General features: G+C 72.9%; 22 protein-coding genes and 1 riboswitch. Of the genes, 15 read left to right on the forward strand and 7 right to left on the reverse strand.

Translation table 11 applies throughout. From position 1 onward, the window contains the following. Position 1: 1 nt before the first annotated feature. The 6 genes from ABT369_RS06385 to ABT369_RS06410 all read left to right on the forward strand — a co-directional run bounded on the left by ABT369_RS06385 (position 2) and on the right by ABT369_RS06410 (position 8520). Positions 2-1390 (forward strand): GH1 family beta-glucosidase, encoded by a 1389-nt coding sequence (locus ABT369_RS06385; protein WP_502891711.1) that lies wholly within the window; start codon positions 2-4, stop codon positions 1388-1390. Then, on the forward strand, positions 1390-2397 hold the full coding sequence (locus tag ABT369_RS06390) for a LacI family DNA-binding transcriptional regulator (protein WP_350610643.1): 1008 nt from the start codon (positions 1390-1392) through the stop codon (positions 2395-2397). Before ABT369_RS06385 ends, ABT369_RS06390 begins: the two co-directional genes overlap by 1 nt. A gap of 36 nt (positions 2398-2433) precedes the next feature. Next, positions 2434-4737, forward strand: a complete 2304-nt coding sequence (yicI, locus tag ABT369_RS06395) for an alpha-xylosidase (protein ID WP_350610644.1) — start codon at positions 2434-2436, stop codon at positions 4735-4737. 209 nt (positions 4738-4946) lie between these two features. Beyond that, positions 4947-5090, forward strand: a riboswitch (cyclic di-AMP (ydaO/yuaA leader). Positions 5091-5378: 288 nt separating this feature from the next. After that, positions 5379-6149: a C39 family peptidase gene (locus ABT369_RS06400; protein WP_350610645.1), complete on the forward strand. Its 771-nt coding sequence runs from the start codon at positions 5379-5381 to the stop codon at positions 6147-6149. A 111-nt stretch (positions 6150-6260) separates the two neighbouring features. Continuing rightward, on the forward strand, positions 6261-7715 hold the full coding sequence (locus tag ABT369_RS06405; RefSeq protein WP_350610646.1) for a Ca2+-dependent phosphoinositide-specific phospholipase C: 1455 nt from the start codon (positions 6261-6263) through the stop codon (positions 7713-7715). Positions 7716-7851: 136 nt separating this feature from the next. Then, positions 7852-8520, forward strand: coding sequence for a hydrolase (locus tag ABT369_RS06410; protein WP_350610647.1), 669 nt, complete (start codon positions 7852-7854; stop codon positions 8518-8520). On the opposite strand, the gene merT is transcribed toward ABT369_RS06410, so the two are convergent. The 5 genes from merT to ABT369_RS06435 form a co-directional block, all read right to left on the reverse strand. Further along, positions 8517-8846: a mercuric ion transporter MerT gene (gene merT, locus ABT369_RS06415; protein WP_350610648.1), complete on the reverse strand. Its 330-nt coding sequence runs from the start codon at positions 8844-8846 to the stop codon at positions 8517-8519. The two genes, ABT369_RS06410 and merT, sit on opposite strands and share 4 nt — an antisense overlap. Next, on the reverse strand, positions 8843-9301 hold the full coding sequence (locus tag ABT369_RS06420; RefSeq protein WP_350610649.1) for a MerR family transcriptional regulator: 459 nt from the start codon (positions 9299-9301) through the stop codon (positions 8843-8845). The genes merT and ABT369_RS06420 overlap by 4 nt, the downstream gene beginning before the upstream one ends. After that, positions 9298-9633: a hypothetical protein gene (locus ABT369_RS06425; protein WP_350610650.1), complete on the reverse strand. Its 336-nt coding sequence runs from the start codon at positions 9631-9633 to the stop codon at positions 9298-9300. The genes ABT369_RS06420 and ABT369_RS06425 overlap by 4 nt, the downstream gene beginning before the upstream one ends. Before the next feature lie 66 nt (positions 9634-9699). Next, positions 9700-11115 carry a UDP-N-acetylmuramoyl-tripeptide--D-alanyl-D-alanine ligase gene (locus ABT369_RS06430; protein ID WP_350610651.1) on the reverse strand — a complete coding sequence of 472 codons (1416 nt, stop codon included), beginning with the start codon at positions 11113-11115 and terminating at the stop codon, positions 9700-9702. A 247-nt stretch (positions 11116-11362) separates the two neighbouring features. Beyond that, a complete protein-coding gene (locus ABT369_RS06435) occupies positions 11363-11764 on the reverse strand; it encodes an LppU/SCO3897 family protein (RefSeq protein WP_350610652.1) in 402 nt (133 codons plus the stop codon). A 697-nt stretch (positions 11765-12461) separates the two neighbouring features. Here ABT369_RS06435 and ABT369_RS06440 point away from each other — a divergent pair. The 3 genes from ABT369_RS06440 (at position 12462) to ABT369_RS06450 (ending at position 14483) form a co-directional block, all read left to right on the forward strand. Beyond that, positions 12462-13379: a glycoside hydrolase family 16 protein gene (locus tag ABT369_RS06440; RefSeq protein WP_350610653.1), complete on the forward strand. Its 918-nt coding sequence runs from the start codon at positions 12462-12464 to the stop codon at positions 13377-13379. Positions 13380-13387: 8 nt separating this feature from the next. Further along, positions 13388-13762, forward strand: coding sequence for a beta-1,3-glucanase family protein (locus tag ABT369_RS06445; protein ID WP_350610654.1), 375 nt, complete (start codon positions 13388-13390; stop codon positions 13760-13762). An 88-nt stretch (positions 13763-13850) separates the two neighbouring features. Beyond that, positions 13851-14483 (forward strand): DUF998 domain-containing protein, encoded by a 633-nt coding sequence (locus tag ABT369_RS06450; protein WP_350610655.1) that lies wholly within the window; start codon positions 13851-13853, stop codon positions 14481-14483. Here the strand turns inward: ABT369_RS06450 and ABT369_RS06455 are convergent. Then, positions 14432-14884: a hypothetical protein gene (locus tag ABT369_RS06455; protein WP_350610656.1), complete on the reverse strand. Its 453-nt coding sequence runs from the start codon at positions 14882-14884 to the stop codon at positions 14432-14434. The genes ABT369_RS06450 and ABT369_RS06455 overlap by 52 nt on opposite strands. A 158-nt stretch (positions 14885-15042) precedes the next feature. On the opposite strand from ABT369_RS06455, the gene ABT369_RS06460 reads away from it, so the two are divergent. Both ABT369_RS06460 and ABT369_RS06465 read left to right on the forward strand, forming a co-directional pair. Beyond that, entirely contained in the window at positions 15043-16446 is a 1404-nt protein-coding gene (locus ABT369_RS06460; protein ID WP_350610657.1) for an AfsR/SARP family transcriptional regulator, read from the forward strand. Positions 16447-16535: 89 nt separating this feature from the next. Beyond that, on the forward strand, positions 16536-17714 hold the full coding sequence (locus ABT369_RS06465; protein ID WP_350610658.1) for a glycosyltransferase: 1179 nt from the start codon (positions 16536-16538) through the stop codon (positions 17712-17714). Here the strand turns inward: ABT369_RS06465 and ABT369_RS06470 are convergent. Continuing rightward, complete coding sequence (locus tag ABT369_RS06470) at positions 17711-17908, reverse strand: hypothetical protein (protein ID WP_350610659.1); 198 nt, start codon at positions 17906-17908, stop codon at positions 17711-17713. The genes ABT369_RS06465 and ABT369_RS06470 overlap by 4 nt on opposite strands. A 136-nt stretch (positions 17909-18044) precedes the next feature. Here ABT369_RS06470 and ABT369_RS06475 point away from each other — a divergent pair, with 136 nt between their 5' ends. From ABT369_RS06475 to ABT369_RS06490, 4 genes are read left to right on the forward strand one after another with little or no spacing between them, the layout of a single operon-like run. After that, a complete protein-coding gene (locus tag ABT369_RS06475) occupies positions 18045-18542 on the forward strand; it encodes a TlpA family protein disulfide reductase (protein WP_350610660.1) in 498 nt (165 codons plus the stop codon). Further along, positions 18539-18931: a S26 family signal peptidase gene (locus tag ABT369_RS06480; RefSeq protein ID WP_350610661.1), complete on the forward strand. Its 393-nt coding sequence runs from the start codon at positions 18539-18541 to the stop codon at positions 18929-18931. The genes ABT369_RS06475 and ABT369_RS06480 overlap by 4 nt, the downstream gene beginning before the upstream one ends. After that, a complete protein-coding gene (locus ABT369_RS06485; protein ID WP_350610662.1) occupies positions 18928-19770 on the forward strand; it encodes an ABC transporter ATP-binding protein in 843 nt (280 codons plus the stop codon). Before ABT369_RS06480 ends, ABT369_RS06485 begins: the two co-directional genes overlap by 4 nt. Continuing rightward, positions 19686-20666: an ABC transporter ATP-binding protein gene (locus tag ABT369_RS06490; protein ID WP_350610663.1), complete on the forward strand. Its 981-nt coding sequence runs from the start codon at positions 19686-19688 to the stop codon at positions 20664-20666. Before ABT369_RS06485 ends, ABT369_RS06490 begins: the two co-directional genes overlap by 85 nt. Positions 20667-20762 lie beyond the last annotated feature (96 nt).

The following is a 20762-nucleotide window of genomic DNA, read 5'->3' on the forward strand; positions in this document are numbered from 1 at the left end:
GATGCCGGAGCACTCGAACAGCGTCGGCCCGGAAGCCCTGGCGGCACTGCCCGCGGACTTCCGGTGGGGCAGCGCCACGGCCGCCTACCAGGTGGAGGGCGCCGCCCGGGAGGACGGCCGCGGCCAGTCCATCTGGGACACGTTCAGCCACACGCCGGGCCGCACGTTCAACGGCGACACCGGGGACGTCGCGGCGGACCACTACCACCGGTACCCCGAGGACGTGCGGCTCATGGCCGACTTCGGGCTGAACGCCTACCGGTTCTCGATCTCGTGGCCGCGGATCCTCCCGCAGGGCCGGGGTACGGTGAACCAGGCCGGGCTCGACCACTACGACCGGGTCGTGGACACCCTGCTCGAACACGGCATCGAGCCGATGGTGACGCTCTTCCACTGGGACCTGCCGCAGGCCCTGGAGGACGAGGGCGGCTGGTTCAACCGCGACACCGCGCACCACTTCGCCGACTACGCCCAGGTGGTACTCGAGCGCCTGGCCGACCGGGTCCCGCTGTGGCTGACCCACAACGAACCCTGGACCGTCATCGGGCAGGGCTACTCGCGGGGGCTGCACGCGCCCGGCTACCGCGACTACCACAAGGCCGGAACCGCTATCCACCACATGCTGCTCGGGCACGGGGAGGCCGTGCAGCGCTTCCGGGCCCTGGCGCCGGGCTCCGCGCAGGTGGGCATCACGCTGTCCATGGCGGTGGTCCGGCCGTGGTCGGACGCGCCCGCCGATGTCGCGGCGGCCCGGCTCCTGGACGGCGAGCAGAACCGCGTGTACCTGGACCCGCTCCTGCGCGGGTCCTACCCGCAGGACCTCGACCAGCTCTTCCCGACGCTGTCCGACCCGGCGGTGGTCCGCGAGGCCGACCTGGAGGTCATCGGCACCGGGATCGACTTCCTCGGGGTGAACTACTACCTCAACCACATCGTGAAGGCCGATCCGGCGGTGCCGGTGCTCGGCGCCCGGCTCATCGACCCGCCCGGCCCGATGATGAGCGCCGGCATCGCGGCGAAGCCGGCCGGCCTGTACGACTGCCTCACCCGGGTCCACCGCGAGTACCGTGAGCTGCCGATGTACGTCACCGAGGTCGGCGCCTCGGTGCACGACTACGTCGACCCGGACGGCAGGGTGAAGGACCAGCCCCGCATCGACTACCTGCGCACGTGCGTGGAGTCGATCGCGCGGGCGGTCGGCGAGGGGGCCGACGTGCGCGGCCTCTACGTCTGGTCGCTGCTGGACAACCTGGAGTGGGATCTGGGCTACTCGATCCGGTTCGGGCTGTTCTACGTCGACTACCGAACCCAGGAGCGCGTGCCCAAGGACAGCGCGTACTGGTACCGCCAGGTCATCGCGGAGCACACGGCCGGCGAGGGCCCCCGGTAGTGGTCACCATCGCCGACGTCGCTCGGCACGCGGGGGTGTCGGTCAGCACGGTCAGCTACACGCTGTCCGGCAAGCGGCCGATCTCGGCGTCGACGCGCGAGCGGATCGCCCGCAGCGTCGCCGAGCTCGGCTACCGTCCCAACGCCACGGCGCAGGCCCTGGCCAGCAAGCGGACCAACACCCTCGCCCTGATGGCGCCGTTGCGCGCGGACAACAACGTCCCGGTCATCATGCAGTTCGTCGCCGGGATCGCCGCGGCGGCCCGGGACCACGACCACGACATCCTCCTGCTGACCCAGAGCGAGGGCGTGGAAGGGGTACGCCGGGTCAGGGAGACGGCGCTGGTCGACGCGGTGATCGTGATGGACATCGAGGCCGACGACGCCCGCCTGCCGGTGCTGCGAGCGCTGGGCCTGCCGGCCGTGCTCATCGGCACGACGCAGAAGGCCGGCGGCCTGGTCTGGGTCGACCTCGACTTCGCCCGGGCCGCCGAGGCCTGCGTCGAGCACCTGGTCGAACTCGGGCACGGTTCGGTCCTCATGCTCGGGTCACCCGGCGCCGTGTACGAGCGCCGCAGCGGCTATGCCCTGGCGTTCGCGGCCGGCTTCGAGTCCGCCGTCCGGCGGCACGGCATCGACGGCCGGTGGTGCCCCAGCGAGCCGGCGTACCAGGCCGCGAGCGCGCTCCTCGAACGGGAACTGGCGAAGCGGCCGCGGCCGACGGCCCTCGTCGTGCACAACGAGGGCATCCTCGGGGCGGTCCTCGGCACGCTGCGCCGCCTCGACCTGCGGGTGCCCGAGGACATCTCCGTGGTGGCGCTCTGCCCGGAGCAGACGGCGGTCAACCAGGTCGTCGAGCTGACCGGGGTCGCCGTCCCGGCCGAGCAGATCGGCCGGGCCGCCGTCGAGATGGTCCTGCGGCAGGTCGACGGCGACGGCACCGCGCAGACCCGACTCATCGCCCCCGAGCTCACGATCCGGCAGAGCACGGCGGCGCGCCATGCGTAACCCTCCCACCCCGACGACTTCTTGGGACAGATCGCGATGAAGTTCAACGACGGCTACTGGCTGCTGCGCGAGGGCGTCACGGCGCGGTACGCGACCGACGCGCTGGACGTGCGCACCGGCGAGGCCACCGCCTCGATCGCGGTGCTGACCAAACGCAACGAGCACCGCGGCTCCGTGCTCAACACGCCCACGATCACGGTGGAGCTCTCCGCGCCCGCCCCGGACGTGGTGCGCGTGCGGGCCAGCCACCGCGCGGTGCTCGAACGCCCGTCGGTGCGGTTCGAGATCTCGCCGGCCCCGGTCGAGGTGCGCGTCGAACGCGACGACGCGGCGGTCCGGCTGACCGCCGGCGACCTCAGCGTCGAGGCGGCGGCCGCCGGGCCGTGGGGGCTGCGGTTCCTCGGCGCCGGTACCCCGCTGACGTCCTCGGGCTTCAAGTCGCTGGCCTCGATGACCGATGCCGCCGCCGGCGACTTCATGATCGAGCGCCTGACGCTGCCGGTGGGGGCCAACGTCTACGGGTTCGGAGAGCGCTTCACGCCCTTCGTCAAGAACGGGCAGGTCGTCGACAGCTGGAACCAGGACGGCGGGACCGCCAGCGAACAGGCGTACAAGTCGGTCCCCTTCTTCCTGACCGACGCCGGCTTCGGGGTCTTCGTCAACTCGCCGGCGCGGGTCTCGTTCGAGGTGGCGTCCGAGATCGTCTCCGCCGTGCAGTTCTCGACCCCCGGCCCGCAGCTCGAGTACCTGGTGATCTACGGCCCGACACCGGCGGAGATCCTGCGCAAGTACACGGCGCTGACCGGCCGCCCCGCCCTGCCGCCGCGGTGGTCGTTCGGCCTGTGGCTGTCGACCTCGTTCACCACCGACTACGACGAGGCGACGGTCACGCACTTCGTCGAGGGCATGGCGCAGCGGGACCTGCCCCTGAGCGTGATCCATTTCGACTGCTACTGGATGCGCGCCCTGCACTGGTGCGACTTCGAGTGGGACCGGCGGGTGTTCCCGGAGCCGGACAAGATGCTGCGCCGGCTCGGCGACCGGGGGCTGCGGCGCAGCGTCTGGATCAACCCGTACCTCGGCCAGCGCTCGCCCGTGTTCGAGGAGGCCGCCGCGGCCGGCTATCTGCTGCGCCGCCCGGACGGCACCGTGTGGCAGTCGGACCTGTGGGTCGCGGGCATGGGCATCGTCGACTTCACCAATCCGGCCGCGCGCGAATGGTTCGCGGGCAAGATCCGGACGCTGCTCGAGTCCGGGGTGGACGCCGTGAAGACCGACTTCGGCGAGCGGATCCCCACGGACGTGGTGTGGTTCGACGGGTCGGACCCGCAGCTCATGCACAACTACTATCCGTTGCTGTACAACCAGACGGTCTTCGACGAGGTGCGCCGGCACCGGGGCGAGGGCGAGGCCGTGCTCTTCGCCCGCTCCGCCACCGTCGGCAGCCAGCAGTTCCCCGTGCACTGGGGCGGCGACTGCGAGTCGACGTACACCGCGATGGCCGACTCGCTGCGCGGCGGGCTCTCCCTCGGCCTGGGCGGCTTCGGCTTCTGGAGCCACGACATCGGCGGATTCGAGGGCACGCCGTCCGCCGCGCTCTTCAAGCGCTGGGTGGCATTCGGTCTGCTCTCCTCGCATTCGCGGCTGCACGGCTCGGAGTCGTACCGGGTGCCGTGGGCGTTCGACGAGGAGGCGGTCACCGTCACCCGGCAGTTCGCGCAGCTCAAGAATGCCCTCATGCCCTATCTGTGGGCGGCGGCCGTGGACGCGCACCGGCGCGGGATACCGGTCATGCGAGCGATGCTGCTCGAGTTCCCGCAGGATCGCACGTCGTCGTTCCTCGATCGGCAGTACATGCTCGGCCCGGACCTGCTCGTCGCGCCGGTCTTCAGCGACGAGGGAGACGTCGAGTTCTACCTGCCCGGCGGGGCGTGGACCAGCTACCTCGACGGCACCACGGTGAGCGGGCCCGGCTGGGTCCGGCAGCGGCACGACTTCTCGTCGCTTCCCCTGCTGGTGCGGCCCGGATCGGTGATCGCCCTCGGCGCACGCACCGACCGGCCCGACTACGACGACGCGCTCGCCCCGGTGTTCGAGGTGTTCGGGATGGCCGACGGCGACCGGCGCGTCGCCACGCTCTTCGACGCGGCCGGCGAGGAGCGTGTGGTCGTCGACGTGACCCGGACGGGATCGCAGCTGCAAGCGGTCGTGACCCGCGGGCTGGAGCACCTGACCGAGGGCTGGACCGTGTGCTGGGTCACCGGGCCGCGCGGCCCGCGGCGAGGGCCCCGCGTGTCCGGCTCCGCCACCGAGCACACCCTGACCCTGGCCCTGGACTGAGCAACCGTCAGCCGCCGGCCCACGGATCTGACGGTCCGTGGGCCGGCGGCTGACGGCATGTCACGTCCTGATCGGACAGTGCGGGCAACGCCGCGTTGCGTAGTTGCGCGGAGAGCAGTTCTTCCGGCTAGCAGGTGTTTGCAGGGCCTGTGGCCTTGCGTAACGTCATTGATCGCTCGACCCGGTTCGTGCCCACAACAGGTGGCGCCGGGACGGGCCCGCTGAGTCGTGCCATGCACGAGCCGGGGACCCACCGCACGTCTGGGGTGAATCCGTGGGCCGAGTGCCCGCGGTAGGGCGACCTTCGCGCCCGAATCCGTCAGCTAACCCGGTAAGCGGATGCGTAAGGGAGATTCGCCTGTGCACAGCCGCAACCCCAGCTGCAGCCAATCTCGCCCGGAGCGTGCGCGCCCGGGTCTGCGTCGATCATCGGCGGCCGAGCGCTAACCACACGTAGGGCGGACCGCCGCCGCGCGGCGCCGACTGCGCTGCGGGCGAGCCGGGACGCGTTGCTCCGCGCTGCCACGCCGTGTTGCGGTGGCCGGCCCATGCGGCCTGCCCCGAGCGCCGTGCTGCGCGCACAACCCCCGATGCTCAACCCTGATCGATCGCCCCTGCGCGGGGTGTTGAGGAGAGTCGCAATGCATGCTGAACCCGTACGTGAGCAGGCCGGCCGCATCCGAGGCATGCGCCGGGTGCGAGCGGTCGCGATCTCGGGCGCGCTGCTCGCCGCGACCGCCGCGGCCGTCAGCGCGTGTGGCCAGGCCGCCGACACGTCGTCGGCCCCCGCTGCCGCGGTGGGTGCGCCGGCGGGCGGGCTTGATGCCGCCCGGGCCGTGCCCGACCCGTCCGCTCCGGCGCCGACGCAGTCGACGCCGGCGGCCCCCGCGGCCCCCGCGGAGAAGGTGCTCGCCTATGACTTCCAGTTGCAGCCCAACTTCTACTACTGCGGCCCGGCGGCCACCCGGATCGCGCTGACGGCGGCGGGTCACGCCATCACCCAGGACCGGGCCGCGTCGATGCTGGGCACCACCACGAACGGGACGAACTCGGCCCTGGACACCACCCGGGTGCTCAACAGCGTGATCGGCGACGGCAAGACGGTGTACCGGACCAGGGAGATCCCGGCCTACCCGGCGACGTCGGCGCAGGCGAAGCAGCTGCAGGCCGACGTGGTGTCCACCATCAGCAGCGGGCGGGCGGTCGTCGCCAACATCGCCGGGCACCTCACGGACAACGCCGGTGTCTTCCACTCCTACGAAGGCGGGCATTACCTCACCGTCGTGGGATACCAGGACGGTGGCAGCACGGTGAAGATCGCCGATCCGGCCAACCCCCGGGGCGACGGCACCTACTGGGTCAGCGCCCCGAAGCTGGCCGACTGGATCTCCCAGCGGGGCTACTCGTATTGATGTTTCCGACCGCGAACGTTCACCGGGGGCTCATTGAGCCCGACGCCGAGTACATGACATAGATGAAGGCCGACGTGCCGGGGTGGCGCGCTCCGGGTTGGAGGCCTTCACATGACAGCTCTGCGTCTCGCGCGTGGACGGCGATCGTCCGCGGCGGCGGTCGCGCTCGCCATCGCCGGCGCCGTGGCACTCGCGGCGCCGGCGGTGAGCTTCGCCGCCACGCCGGGCGACAGTCTGCCCTTCGCGTCGGCGGTGTTCCGGGCCACCCACAACAGCTACTCGGGCAACGTCGGTGGGAGCAGGGGCTCGATCACCGCTCAGCTCGACAGCGGCGTGCGCTTCGTCGAGTTCGACGTCCACGACAACGGGTACGCGACGAACCACGACTACTCGATCGGGCACAACGGCCCCGGCGACGCGGTCGACCACACCGGCAACCCGGCCTCCAACCTGCTGCGCGACTGGCTGCAGAGCGTCTCGGCGTGGTCCGCGGCGCACCCGTCGCACGCGCCGCTGGTGGTGATGCTCGACCTCAAGGACGACCTGACCGACAACCCGTCGTTCGCGGCCGGGAACCTGTCCGCGCTCAACCAGGAGCTGCGCGACGTGTTCGGGTCGCGGCTGCTGATGGCCAAGGACGTGCCGGGGGCGCTGGGGACGATCGGGTCGCTGCGCGGCCGGGTCCTGACGCTGCTGTCCGGCGACGCCGGGAGCCGCACCGAATACCGCCGCGATGCCGGCTTCCACCCGGCGGTCGCCATCAACGCGCGCGGCCAGGTCGTCGAGGTGCACGACTCGGGATCCGGCGCGCTCTGGTACTGGACCGGCACCTACGGCGCCGACGGCCGGATCACCTGGCTGCGTCACGGCCGCTACGACTCCGGGACGACCCCGGCGGTCGCACTCAGCGACAACGGCCAGCTGGTCGAGGTGCACAAGTCGCAGACCGCCGACACCCTCTGGTACCACGTCGGGACGATCGGCGACGACGGCGACATCACCTGGTCGCCCAGCCGTCAGTACGACACCGGCGTCCTGCCGACGATCCGGTTCACCGGCGGCGGCACCACCGTTCGGGAGGTCCACCGCAGCCAGTCCAGCAGCCAGAACTGGAACTGGACCGGCACGCTCAGCGCCGGCGCGATGACGGTCGCGTGGAGCGGCAACGGCAAGACCTCGGACGCCCTGTTCGACACGGCGACCGCGACGGCCGGCGGCGCCCGGGTCTCGGTGCGCACCGGCGCCGACGGTGCCGCCCCCGCGCAGACGCTGCTGTACTCGACCGGCCTCGTGAGCACCGAGCGGATCCGGTACGTCCAGACCGCATTCGACGAGTTCCAGGCCGGGGACGCCGCCGTCCTGCAGGAGGGTGCCCTGTTCTACGCCTCGACCGCGAGCAACAGCGCCTTCATCACCGCGGCCCGGCAGGGTGGGCACATCGTCCGCGGCTGGGACTTCGACAGCGCGAGCTACGCGACGAACCCGCCGGCCAACTATCCGGCGACGAATCACCCGTCGGACGGCTGGTACACCACGCTGCTCACCCAGTCGGGCGCGGTCTCGTAGGCAGTCGGGCGGTCGGCGCCGGGTTTCTCCTGGACGGGCGGGGGTAGCTCGGTGCCGACGGTGGTGAGCGTGCCGCTCCGCCTTACGGCCAGTCGCAGCCGCTCGCCTTACGGCCAGTCGCAGCGAGGAGGACGCCATGACAAGCCTTCCCAAGCGTGACCCGGCGAAGGACCACCTGCTGAGCCCGGGAAACGCGGCACTCGTGATCATCGACTACCAGCCGCCGCAGATCTACACGGTACGGTCCATGAACACCGGGCGGATGCTCAACAACATGGTCGCGCTCGCGCGCCTCGCCCGGGTGTTCAATGTGCCGACCGTGCTGTCGACCGTGAACGTGAAGTCGGGCGTGAACCCGGACACGGTTCCGCAGCTGAAGAACGAGCTCGCCGACATTCCCTCGTACGACCGGACGCAGATCAACGCGTGGGAGGACAAGGAGTTCCTCGACGCGGTGAAGGCCACGGGGCGCCGGAAGCTGATCATGTGCGCGCTGTGGACCGAGGCGTGCCTGCTGTTCCCGAGCCTCGACGCGCTCAACGAGGGGTACCAGGTCTTCCCGGTCGTCGACGCGCTCGGTGGCACGACGATCGAGTCGCACAAGAATGCGCTGGAGCGCATCAACCACGCCGGGGCGCAGCCCACGACGTGGAACTCGGTCGCGTGTGAGCTCCAGCGGGACTGGGCCCGCACCGAGACGGTGGAGGGCTTCCTGCAGACCGTCATCGACCAGAACGAGGACTGGGGCTGGTACGAGGAGATGCGCGGGCGCGGCAAGCGGCTGCAGACTCCGGTTCCTGTCTAGCCCACCGCCGGTCGGCAGCCGCAGCCGCCCGCGCCGCCGCAGCTCGCGGCGGCTGCGGCGGCGCGCCGGGCGCTGCGGCGCCGGTGCAGCCACCACAGGCCGAGCCCGGTCGCGGCGAGGCCGGCGGAGACGGCGAGGAGCGTCTTCTGCAGGATCGCGGCGCCTGCCGTGGTGAGCACGCCGGTGGCGACGAGCAGCGGCAGGGCGCAGCAGGCGGCGCAGGCGATCGCGGCGAGGACCCCGCTGACCTTGGACCGCAGCGGCGGTCCGTCGTCCACCGGCGGCTGCTCGTGGCGGGCGGGCGCGGGCCGCAGGGGCAGGCTCATGCGAGGTCTCCGTCGAGGTCGGGGCGGGTGCCGATGGTCAGCATCGGCATCGGGCAGTCGGCGCAGGTGCAGTTGGTGAGGGAGTCGCAGCGGGCGTCGACGACCTCCGTCAAAGCGGTGCGGATCGCGGTGAGGTCGGCGATCTTCGCGTCCACCTCGGCGATCTTGTCGATGGCGCGCTGGCGCAGGTCGGGGGTCGGGTGCCGGCGGCCGGTGTCGAGGAGTTCGGCGACCTCGTCGAGGGTGAAGCCGAGCCGTTGCGCGGCCTTGATGACCTGGAGCAGGGCGACGGTGCCGGGCGGGTAGAGCCGGTGCCCGCCCAGGGAGCGGTCGGGCGGGGCGAGCAGGCCACGGCGCTCGTAGTACCGCAGGGTCTGGATGTTCACCCCGGCCTGCCCGGCGACCTCGCCGGAGCGCAGCCCGGCCCGTCCTTCGGGTTCGGGGAGGCTGGTCACGATGTCGGGCCGGACGCGCGTGCGGTGAGCGCGGCGAGGACGCCGGTGTGGGCGGCGGGAACCTCGACGTCGAGGACGAGCGCCTCGCCGTCCTCGGCGGGCTGCGGGGTGACCGTGAAGGTGAAGAACGAGCAGCAGGCGGTCTCGCGGGTGGTGAGGTCCCGCACGGTGGCCTCGAGGCCGGCGGGGCCGGTGAGGTGCATCCGGGCGTGGGTGGGGCTCAGGGTGGTGACCGTGCGGGCCGAGGTGCTGAACAGGGCGTCGAACTCGGCCAGGCGCAGCGGCCGGTCGGCGGCCGGCAGGGTGCAGGCGTCGGGTATGTCGAAGGTCATCGCAGCTCCTTGCGGTGGTGGACTTCGACGATAAGCCTGTACCCGGGTACCGGATGCAAGTCCGCGCTATGGGGTCAGGAGCGCGGCGGCGACCTCGTCGAGGCGGGCCGCTCGGGAGGCCTTGACGAGCACCACGTCGTCGGCGGTCAGGTGCTCGCGCAGCCAGTCCACGGCCGCGTCGTTGCCGGACAGCGGCACCGCCCGTGCGCCGGCGCCGGCGGCCAGCGGCCGGGCGGCCTCGCCGATCGTGAGGACCACGTCGGCCCGGGCCGCGGCGTACTCCCCGACGGCGCGGTGCTCGGCCGCGCTGTCGTCGCCGAGCTCGAGCATCTCGCCGAGCACGGCGATGCGGCGCCGGCCGTCGATGGCCGCGAGCGCGTCGAGGGCGGCGCGGGCCGAGTCGGGGTTGGCGTTGAAGGAGTCGTTGAGCAGCGTCGCGCCGCCGTCGAGCTCGTGCGGCTCCATGCGCCACTTCGACAGCGAGGCGGTGGCCAGTGCGGCCGCGGCCGCTTCGAGGGGTACGCCGGCCGCCAGTCCCGCCGCCGCGGCCGCTGCCGCGTTGCGTGCCTGGTGCGCGCCGACGAGCGGCAGCGTGACGGCCGCGGCGGCCTCGGTGCTCGCCAGGGTGAAGGACGGGCGGCCGCGGCGGTCCAGCGTGAGGCCGAGCACGCGGACGTCGGCGTGCTCGGCTCGGCCGAAGGTCAGCACCGGGCCGCCGGTGCACGAGCGCATGGCGGCCACGCGGGGATCGTCGGCGTTGAGCACGGCGGTGCCGCCGGGTGCCAGCCCCCGCACCAGCTCGCTCTTGGCCCGGGCGATAGCCTCGCGCTCGCCGAACGAGCCGAGGTGGGCCTGGCCGACGTTGAGCACGACGGCGATGTCCGGCGCGGCCAGCCCGGCGAGCTCGGCGATGTCGCCGACGCGGCGGGCTCCCATCTCGAGGACGAGGAATCGGGTGGCCGCATCGGCGCGCAGCATGGTGATGGGCACGCCGAGTTCGTTGTTGAGCGAGCCGGTCGTGGCGACCGTCGGCGCGGCGGCCGCCAGCACGGCCGCGAGCAGGTCCTTGGTGCTGGTCTTGCCCTGGGAGCCGGTCAGCCCGGCGACGGCCAGCCCCTGGGAGCCGGTCAGCCCGGCGACGGCCAGCCCCTGGGAGCCGGTCAGCCCGGCGACGGTCGGCCGGGCGCGCAGGCGGGACACGACGTGGGCGGCGAGCGCCTGCAGCGCGGCCTGGGTGTCCCGGGCGACGACGGTGGGCAGGGCTGTCGGCCGGGAGCCGAGCACGGCCACGGCCCCGGACCGGCCGGCCTGGCCGGCGTAGTCGTGGCCGTCGGCATGCTCGCCGGCGAAGGCGACGAAGAGGCCGCCGGGTTCGGCCTGCCGGCCGTCGAGCACGGCCGGCGCGGTCACGGTCACGGTGTCGTCGCCCTCGACCGTGCCGCCGACGATCGCGGCGATGTCGCCGATGCTGAGCGCAATCATGCCGCTGAGCCAACGCGGGGCGGTGTTGTCAGGACGTATCCGATTTTCGATACGCCCGCGACATGTGGTGCCGGGTACTGGAAGCTGGGGCGGGGTGACCATCCGCGGGCCTGGCAGCGACGGCGCGCCAGCGCCGAGCGGTGTCTGGCGGGAGCGACGGTCCGCACCACGGCGGACCCGAGTCATGATTTGCCGCTACGAAGGTGGTACCGCGGGCCGGCTGACGACCCGCGGTACTCCTCGCGTCTTACTTGGTGGGCTTCAGGCAGAGGACGGTGCCCTTCTGGCCCGACTTGCCCTCCCAGTACGCGCTCGTCGCGTCCGCCCACTGCGCGCACACGTCGGTCCCGTCGACCTCGCTCTCGGTCTTGCTCTCGACCCGGCCGAGCACGACGAAGTTCGCGTCGCTGCTGTCGCACTTGACGATCGCCAGCTCGTTCTCGCCCTTCTGGTGCAGGCAGTCGCCGACCTTGGCGTTGAGCGCGGCGTCACGGCTGACGTACCAGCCGATGCCGGCCAGCACGACCAGGACGATGAGCGAGATCACCAGGCGCGGGATCTTGATGCCCTTCTTGGCCGGCTGCGGTGCCAGGGGCTGCTGCAGGGGCGCCTGCTCCTGCGGCGGCTGCTGCTGCGGGGGTGTGGTCATGGTGTTGGTGCCTCCCGTGTAATTGCGTACCGGGTAGGGGTACCGGGTCCGAGCCGGATCGTCCAGGAGTTGTCGGGTTTGTTACTTGTGATCTTGATCGCTTACCCGTAACTCCCGGCGGTGCGGGCGTTCCGCGCGCTTTGGGCCGTGCCGCGCGGGGCGGCGTCCGGGCGTACGTAGCGGGCGTTCGTGGCGGCGAAGGTGACGGCTTGGTTGCCGACGGTGTCGGGCGTGGTCGCGTAGACCTTCTGCTACCACGCCGTCGGGCAGCACGCGCCCGAGCCGTCCCCGACTGGACCGCGATGCGCTCCGGCGTGGCGGATCCGGACCTGCTGGTGGCCTGGCGCGCCGCCACCGAGGCGCTGCGCGAAACCGTGCTCGCCGTCGCGTGGCGGGTGGCGATGTTCGCCGATGCCGACCTGTGGACGACCGGCCCGCCGTGCGCGGTCACCGGCCCCGTCCGACGCCGGCGCGCTGGCGGAGGCGTGGGTGCGGCCGCGGAAGCCCTCGGTGTGCTGCGCCGACGTGTGGTTTTCTGCCGCGGCCGCACGGCAGAAATACGCCGGGTTTCCTTGCCGAACTCTTACAAACAAAGCATTGACGAAGCCAGATGGCTGCCTCTTATCGTAAACAAAACTTCCTGTCTGGCGGCTGTGGCGGCGGCGCGCCGGGCCCTTCAGGACGGTTGGAGACAAGCATGTCCTTGCAAGTACCGCCGCTGCGCAGGTTCACGAGAGCCGTGGCCGTCGTCAGCCTGCTGACCGCCGGGGCCGTCATGCCCGGCACCGCCGCGCACGCGGCGATCCCGGCCCCGCCCGCGGGCTTCACCCAGGTGTGGGCCAGCGACTTCGACGGCGCGGCCAACACCGGCGTCGACACCGGCGTCTGGCAGTACGACACCGGACCCGGCAGCAGCTTCGGCACCGGCGAGATCGAGACCATGACCAACAGCACGCAGAACGTGTACCGCGACGGCAGCGGGCACCTGATCATCAAGGCCAGGCACGCGGGCACCAACCCGGCCACCGGCTGGACCTCCGGGCGGATCGAGACCAAGGCCACCTTCGGCGCCGGGGCGGGCGGCGTGCTGCTGGTCAAGGCCGCGATCTGGCAGCCGGACGTGACGACCGCCAACGGCGCCGGCTACTGGCCCGCCTTCTGGATGCTCGGCTCGACGCTACACACCGGCACGCCGTGGCCCACCTCCGGCGAGATCGACATCATGGAGGACGTCAACGGGCGCAGCTCCGTCTTCGGCACCCTGCACTGCGGCACGAACCCGGGCGGGCCGTGCAACGAGTCGACCGGGATCGGCAGCGGTGAGCGCGCCTGCAATGGTTGTCAGACCGGCTATCACGTGTACGCCGTGCAGGTCGACCGCTCGGTCAAGCCGGAGCAGATCCGCTGGTACCGCGACGGCACCAACTACTTCACCGTCAACGCGAACCAGGTCCCAGCCGCGACCTGGACGAACGCGGTCGACCACCCGTTCTTCATCATCTTCGACCTGGCCATCGGCGGCGGCTTCCCGGGCGCGTTCGGCGGCGGCCCCAACGCGGCCACGGCCGGCGGCCACGCCATGAAGATCGACTACGTCGCCGTCTACCGGAAGTAGGGCCGAGAATGTCCCGCATCACCGCGCTCGTCTGCGCCGCGTTCGCGCCGGGCGGGCAGTACCAGAACTACTTCAAGGCCTACACGTCGTCGCTGGGCTACAACGTCTCCACGGCCGACGTCTTCGGCTGCGCGGGCTCGCTGGCGTCGAACGCGGCCCTGTGCGGCGCGCTGAACCGGCACGTCGCCCAGCTCCCGCAGGCCCAGTGGGGCGACACGAGCAAGTTCTACCAGAGCGCGCCGGCCAACTACTACGCCCGCTTCTGGCACAACCGCGCCGTCGGTGGCAAGGCGTACGGCTTCCCGTACGACGACGCCGCCAACCAGTCCAGCTACATCGCGCTGAACAACCCCCAGTACATGCTCATCGCCGCCGGCTGGTAGCCCCGTGCGGCCCGCCCGGCCCCGCGACGGGCCGGGCGGGCCGCATCGCGCGTTGACATGTGACCTTTTGGTCACCTATCTTCGGGGCATGGCTGAAGTCGGACGACCGCTGCTCCTCGCCGGCGCCGTCGCCGGACCGCTGTTCGTGACCGGCGTGCTCGCGCAGGCGTACACCCGGCAGGGCTTCGACCCCGCCCGGCACCCGCTGAGCTCGCTCGCGCTCGGCGACCTCGGCTGGGTGATGATCGCCAACTTCGTGATCTGCGGAGTCCTCGCCCTGCTCGGCGCGGCCGGGCTGCGGCGGGCGCTCGCCCCGGGCCGCGCGAGCACCTGGGGACCCCGGCTCGTCGGGGCGGGGGGAGCGGCCTGGATCGTCGCGGGCGTCTTCCCGCCCGACCCGATCAACGGCTTCCCCGCCGGCGCCGAGAACACCGCGACCTGGCACGGCGCCGTGCACTCGATCGCGCCCGCGCTGGCCGGGATCGCGGGCATCATCGGGTACGTCATCTTCGCCCGTCGCTTTGCCGGCGAGCGCGAGCGCGGCTGGGCGGCATGGACGATCGCGGCGCTGGTCGCGGCGGTCGCCGGCAACGTGCTCGCCGCGGCCGCGAGCGACTTCCGCGCGGCCCTGCTCGGCCAGGCGGTCGGCGCCGCGTGGACGACCTCGCTCTACGCCCGGCTGCTGCTGAACGCACCGCGCCTGGTGCCGGCCGCGCCGTAGCTGCGCCGGACCAGCGCGACGGCCTCCCAGCCGAGCAGGCCGGCGAGCGCCACCAGCACGCCGGCGCCCGTCACCATCAGCCGGGCATCGGCCGGGTGGGCGGTGGTGCCCGCGGCGAAGACCCGCAGCGTCGCCGGGGAGTGCGGACTCACCTCGCGCACGGTGCCCCGGACCTCGCCGTCGCCGAGGTTCCAGGTGGCCTGGCAGGAGATGTGGGACACCTCCTGCCGCATGTCGTCGACGCAGTCGCTCAGAGACGCGGTGGTGAGCGATCCGCCGCGCAGGTATTCGCCGAGGCTGCCGCGCGGATAGAGCAGCGAGGCCGCGCAGATGACCAGAAAGCCCATCAGGAGCCATCGAAACAAGGCGATCATGTCGAGCCCCTCCAGGATCGGCGCCACTGCCCCTCACAACGCCCCGACGCATCGATCGGGTTGTCTTCCGAAAAATTGATGGTCTCGACATCGTTTCTTGCGAAGATGCGTCCGAACCTTGCGCTCGATCGAGACCGTTCGCTACCGTACGGGCCGCGACAACCGGCACCGCGGGGGTGTGTGAGGTGAGGTTTCAGCTGCTCGGGCTCATCCGGGTGTGGCGTGGAGGCGACCCGCTGCCCATCGGCCCGGCCAAGCAGCGCAGCCTCGTCGCCGCCCTGCTGCTCGAACCCAACCGGATCGTCCCGCTCGACCGGCTCGTCGGCATGATCTGGGACGGCGAGCCGCCCGCCTCCGCCGTCGCCAACGTGCGCACGTACGCCTCCCGGCTGCGCCGCACCCTCGTCGATGACACCGGCGAGGCGCGGCTCACCGGTCACGTCCCCGGCTACCGCCTCGCCGTCGGCGACGACGAGCTCGATCTCACCGCCTTCCGCCAGCTCGCCGCCGACGGCCGCGCAGCCCTCGCCGTCGGCGACCCGGGCCGCGCCGCCGGCTTGCTCGGCCGGGCCGTCGGGCTCTGGAAGGGCGCCGCGGGCGAGGACCTCGAGCGCTCGCCCGGCCTCGACCGCTGCCTCGGCCCCCTCGAAGAGCAGCGGCTCGTCGCCGTCGAGGACTGGATCGAGGCCAAGCAGCGCCTCGGCGACACCATCGGGCTCGTCACCGACCTGCGGCACCTGCTCGACGAGCACCCGCTGCGCGAGCGGCTCTGGGCCCAGCTCGTCCTCGCCCTCTACCGCACCGGCGACGTGGCGGGCGCGCTCGGCGCGTTCGGCGAGGCCCGGCACTGCTTCTCCGAGCGCCTCGGCGTCGACCTCGGCCCGCAGCTGACCGGGCTGCACCAGGCCGTCCTCCGGCGCGATCCGGCCCTGGAGGCCCGTCCCGCCGCCGTTTCCGCCTTGGTACCGCGAGAGCTCCCCGCCGACACCCGCCTGCTCGTCGGCCGCGACCGTGAGCAGGCGACCATGGCCGAGGCCGTCCTGCGCTCCGACGGCCCGGTCTTCATCGCGGTCCACGGCGACGCGGGGATCGGCAAGTCGGCCCTGGCCGTGCGCGTCGCCACGCGGCTGGGCCGGCACTTCCCCGACGGGCAGCTCTACGTCGACCTGCACGGCTCCGATCCCGGCCGGGCCGTGCGCCGCCCCGCCGACGTGCTTGCCCAGTGCCTGCGCTCCCTCGGCGTGCCCGGCGCGCAGGTGCCCGCGGCCGAGGAGGAGGCCGCCGCGCGGTACCGCACCGTCGCCGCCAACCGCCGCCTGCTCGTCGTGCTCGAGGACGCCGCCGACGAGGCCCAGGTCCGCCCGCTGCTCACCGCCACGGCCGGCAGCGCGGTCATCATCACCAGCCGGCGCCGCCTCGCCGTGCACGACCGCACCGTCCACATCGGACTCGGCCCGCTCACCGTCGCCGACTCCGTCGAGGTGCTGGCCGGCCTCGGCGGCCCCGGCCGCGACGGGCCCCTGCTGCTGCGATTAGCGCGCAGCTGCGACGGCTCCCCGCTCGCCCTGCGCCGCGCCGCCACCGGCTAACCCTCCCGTTTCACCGTACAACGCGGGGCGGGGCTTGCGGCAAGACCCCCGGAAGGGCGCAAAATCGCAGCTCGAATGGGGGTGTGGTCATGCGTGTGATCCTGTCGACGTACGACTCGCGCGGGGGCGTCGAGCCGTTGGCGGCACTGGCGCTGCAGCTGCAAGCGCTCGGAAGCGAGGCCGTGGTGTGCGCGCCGCCGGACTGTGCCGAGCGACTCGCCGAGCTCGGCGTGCCGCTGGTCGCGATCGGCAAGCCGACCCGGGAGGTCGTGCACGGCTCCGGCGTGCCGGACGTCGACCAGCTCGCGGCGGACTTCATCGGCGTGCAGTTCGACCAGCTCGCCGAGGCCGCGCGGGGCGGCGACGCGATCGTGACGAGCGGCCTGCTGCCGGTCGTGGCCGGGGCGCAGTCGGTCGCCGAACTGCTCGGCGTGCCGGCGGTGAACGTGAGCTACTGCCCGATCTTCCTGCCGTCGCCGCATCACCGGCCGCTGCCGCTGCCGGGCCGCCCGGTGCCGGCCGACGTGACCGATCCGGAGGCGCTGGACGCGCTCGACATCGCGAACTACAACGGGTTCATCCGTGCACCGCTGAATCGGTATCGGGCCGAGGCCGGGCTGCCGCCGGTGGCCAGCGTGCGCGAGTTCGTGCGGACCGCGAGGCCGTGGCTGGCCGCGGATCCGGTGCTCGCCCCGTGGCCGGGCGGCCGCGTCGACGTGGTGCAGAGCGGCGCCTGGTTCGTGTCGGACGAGCGGCCACTGTCGCCGGAGCTGGAGGCGTTCCTGGACGCGGGCCCGGCGCCGGTGTACCTCAGCTTCGGCAGCATGCCCGCGCCGGAGGGCTTCGCCGCGCGGGCGGTCGACGCGATCCGCGCGCGGGGTCATCGGGTGATCCTCGGGCGGGGCTGGGCCGAGCTGGACGCCGAGGACTGCTGCGTCGTGGGCGAGGTGAACCAGCAGGCGCTGTTCCGGCGGGTGGCGGCCGCGATCCACCACGGCGGCGCGGGCACGACGACGACGGCGACCAGGGCGGGCGTGCCGCAGGTCGTGGTGCCGCAGTGGTCCGACCAGCCGTACTTCGCGGGGCGGGTCGCTGCGCTGGGTATCGGGGCCTCGGCGACCGCCGAGTCGCTGCCGACGGCGCTGGAGGTGGCACTGGAGGTGGCACTGCGCCCCGAGACGCGCACGCGCGCGGCCGCCGTGGCCGCCACGGTCCGCACCGATGGCGCGGCCGTGGCGGCCCGGCGGCTGCTGGAGCTGGCGGGCTAGCAGCTGTACGTGCAGTTGGTGACGCAGCCGCCCGGGCCGACCAGGTTGCAGCAGGTGCGGGTACGCCAGTAGCCGCCGCTGCACGGGCCGGAGTAGTGGTACGGAACGGTCGAGCAACCGGTGCACGCCGCCGCGTTGACGCTGGGCACGAACCGGCTGACGATGCGGTCGGCGAGCTTGCCGAGCTGTCGCATGGCTCCTCCTTCGGTTGATGGTGCGGCGGGGACGGTAACGCCCGTCGATACATCGCCCATACGGCCCGCCGCGGCGGCGCGTGTATCGGGCGTGTATCGGCGCCGGTTACCGTCCCCGCCGTCGAAGGGAGCGATCGTGGCGATTCTCTGGGCGGCCGTGGCCGTGGTCGGTGTGCTGTGCCTGCTCGATCTGCTGTTCACCGTCGGCGTGATCCGGCGGCTGCGGGAGCACACCGAGCTGCTGGCCCAGCTCAAGGCCGCGTTGCCGGCGATGCCGCCGCTCGCCGCGCCCGGCACGCGCGTCGCGGACGTCGGGGTGCCGGCCGCGATCGTCGGCTTCTTCTCGCCCGGCTGCGGCCCGTGCGCCAAGCTGCTGCCGGAGTTTGTCTCGCACGTGGCCGGCGAGTCGGTGCTCGCCGTCGTGGTCGGCGACGGGCCGGAGGCCGAGGGCATGGTGGCCGCGCTGGAGCCGGTCGCGCGGGTGATCCGCGAGGACCACGGCGGGACGGTCGCGGCGGCGTTCGGGGTGTCGTCGTTCCCGTCGCTGTTCGCGCTGGACGGCGAGCGCACCATCACGGCCAGCGGCCACGACCTGCTCGCGCTGCGGGAGCCGGTCGCGGCCGGCCACCGGTGACCGGGCTGGTCGTCGCCGGGCTGGCGGCGGCCGCGGGGCTGGTCTGGCTGCGGCGCGCGTTCCTGGTGGTGACGGTGACCGGGCGGAGCATGTCGCCGACGTTCGAGCCCGGCGACCGGGTGCTGCTGCGCCGGGGCCGCGCGCGCACCGGCGACGTGGTGGTGGTCGGGCCGGGCAACCTGGTGATCAAGCGGCTCGCGGCGGTGGCCGGTGATCCGGTGCCGCGCCACGAGGTTCCGGCGCTCGCGCTGGTGGTGGAGTCGACGGTACCGCCCGGCAAGATGGTCCTGCTCGGCGACGCGCTCGAAAGCTCGGACTCGCGCCAGCTCGGCTACTTCGACGCCGACCGCATCGTGGGGCGCGCGGTGCGCCGCCTGCCCCGCCGGTGAGCGTGCTCGGGCTGTACGTGCGGGCGGCCCCCGGGCCGGTCGCGGCGCGCCTGGTCGCGCTGGTGCTGCTGGGGCTCGCGCCGGCCGCGACCGCGTGGTGCACGAAGCTGCTGCTGGACCGGCCCGCCTGGCCGCCGGCGCTGGCGCTGGCCGGCATCGGCGCGGTGGTGGCGGTGGCGGGGCAGGCGAGCGCGTACGCCGACACGGAGATCGGCCGCCGGGTCACGCTGCTCACCCAGGACCGGCTGTTCGCGGCGGTGACCGCGCCCGCGGGCATCGCCGAGCTGGAGGACCCGGCGTTCCAGGATCGGCTGCGGCTGGCGCAGATGGCCGGGCAGTCCGGGCCGCAGCAGCTCGCCGCGGCCGTGCTCGGCATCGCCCAGTCCGCCCTGAGCGGGGCCGGGCTGCTGGCGGCGCTGGTCGCGGTGTCGCCGGTCGCGGCCGGGCTGGTGCTGGCCGCCGCGGTTCCGAGCCTGTTCGCCCAGCTGCGGCTCGGCCGGCGGCGCACGGAGATGACGGTGCGGATCACGCCGTACACCCGCCGGCAGTTGTTCTATGCGATGCTGCTGCTGGACGTGCGCGCGGCGAAGGAGATCCGGCTCTTCGGCCTCGGCGGCTTCTTTCGCGGCCGGATGCTGGGCGAGCTGCGCGCGGCCCAGGGTGACGAGCGGCGGGTGGACCGGGCGGCCGTGCGCGTGGACGGGGGCCTGTCGCTGCTGACCGCCGCGGCCTGCGGGTCGCGCTGCTGTGGACGGTGTCGCGCATCGGCGACCGCAGCGGCAGCGTCGGCGACATCGGCGTGCTCGTCGCCGCGGTGGCGGGCGTGCAGGGCACCCTGACCGCGATCGTCGCCCAGATCGCGTCGGCCGCGCAGATGCGCACCCTGTTCCGGTCGTACGCGCAGATCGTGTCGGCCGCGGCGCCCCCGGCCGCCCTCGCGCCGGCGCCTCCGCTGCGCACCGGCATCGAACTGCGCGACGTGTGGTTCCGCTACCACCCGGACCACGACTGGATCCTGCGCGGCGTCGACCTGACGATCCCGGCCGGCCGCTCGGTGGCGCTGGTGGGGCTGAACGGCGCCGGGAAGTCGACGCTGATCAAGCTGCTGTGCCGCCTCTACGAGCCCACGCGCGGCACCATCGCCTGGGACGGCGCGCCGGTGTCCACTATGGACATCCGGCCCCGCGTCGGCGTCGTGTTCCAGGACTTCATGAGCTATGAGCTGTCGGCGGCGGACAACATCGCGGTCGGCGACCTGTCGGCGGACGGGCCGCGGCGGCACGCGGCGGCCTCGGCGGCCGGGATCGGCGCGACGCTGGCGGGGCTTCCCCAGGGGTACGACACCCTGCTGACGCGCATGTTCGGCGCCGAGGACGGGGCGGGCGTGGTGCTGTCCGGCGGCCAGTGGCAGCGCGTGGCGATCGCCCGCGCGGTGGTGCGCGCCGACGCCGACCTGCTGATCCTGGACGAGCCGTCCGCGGGGCTGGACGCGCAGGCCGAGGCGGACGTGCAGCGCAGCCTGGCCGCGCTGCGCTCGGGCCGCGGGAGCCTGTTGATCTCGCACCGGCTCAGCACCGTGCGCTTCGCCGATCACATCGCCGTGCTGGACGACGGCCGCATCGCCGAGCAGGGCACGCACGAGGAGCTGATGGCGCAGGACGGCCGCTATGCGCGCCTGTTCCGCCTCCAGGCCGACGGTTATCAGCTCACCCCGGATCGATTCACCCCGGAGTGATCATTCGATAGAGGGTAATCTATACACCGGACATGGTTGCGCCGGACGCGGGCGCGGTTCGTACAGTAGCATCGCGGGTTGTGAATTGCGTGACCT

This window comes from Dactylosporangium sp. NPDC000244 (assembly GCF_040300725.1).
GTDB lineage: Bacteria > Actinomycetota > Actinomycetes > Mycobacteriales > Micromonosporaceae > Dactylosporangium.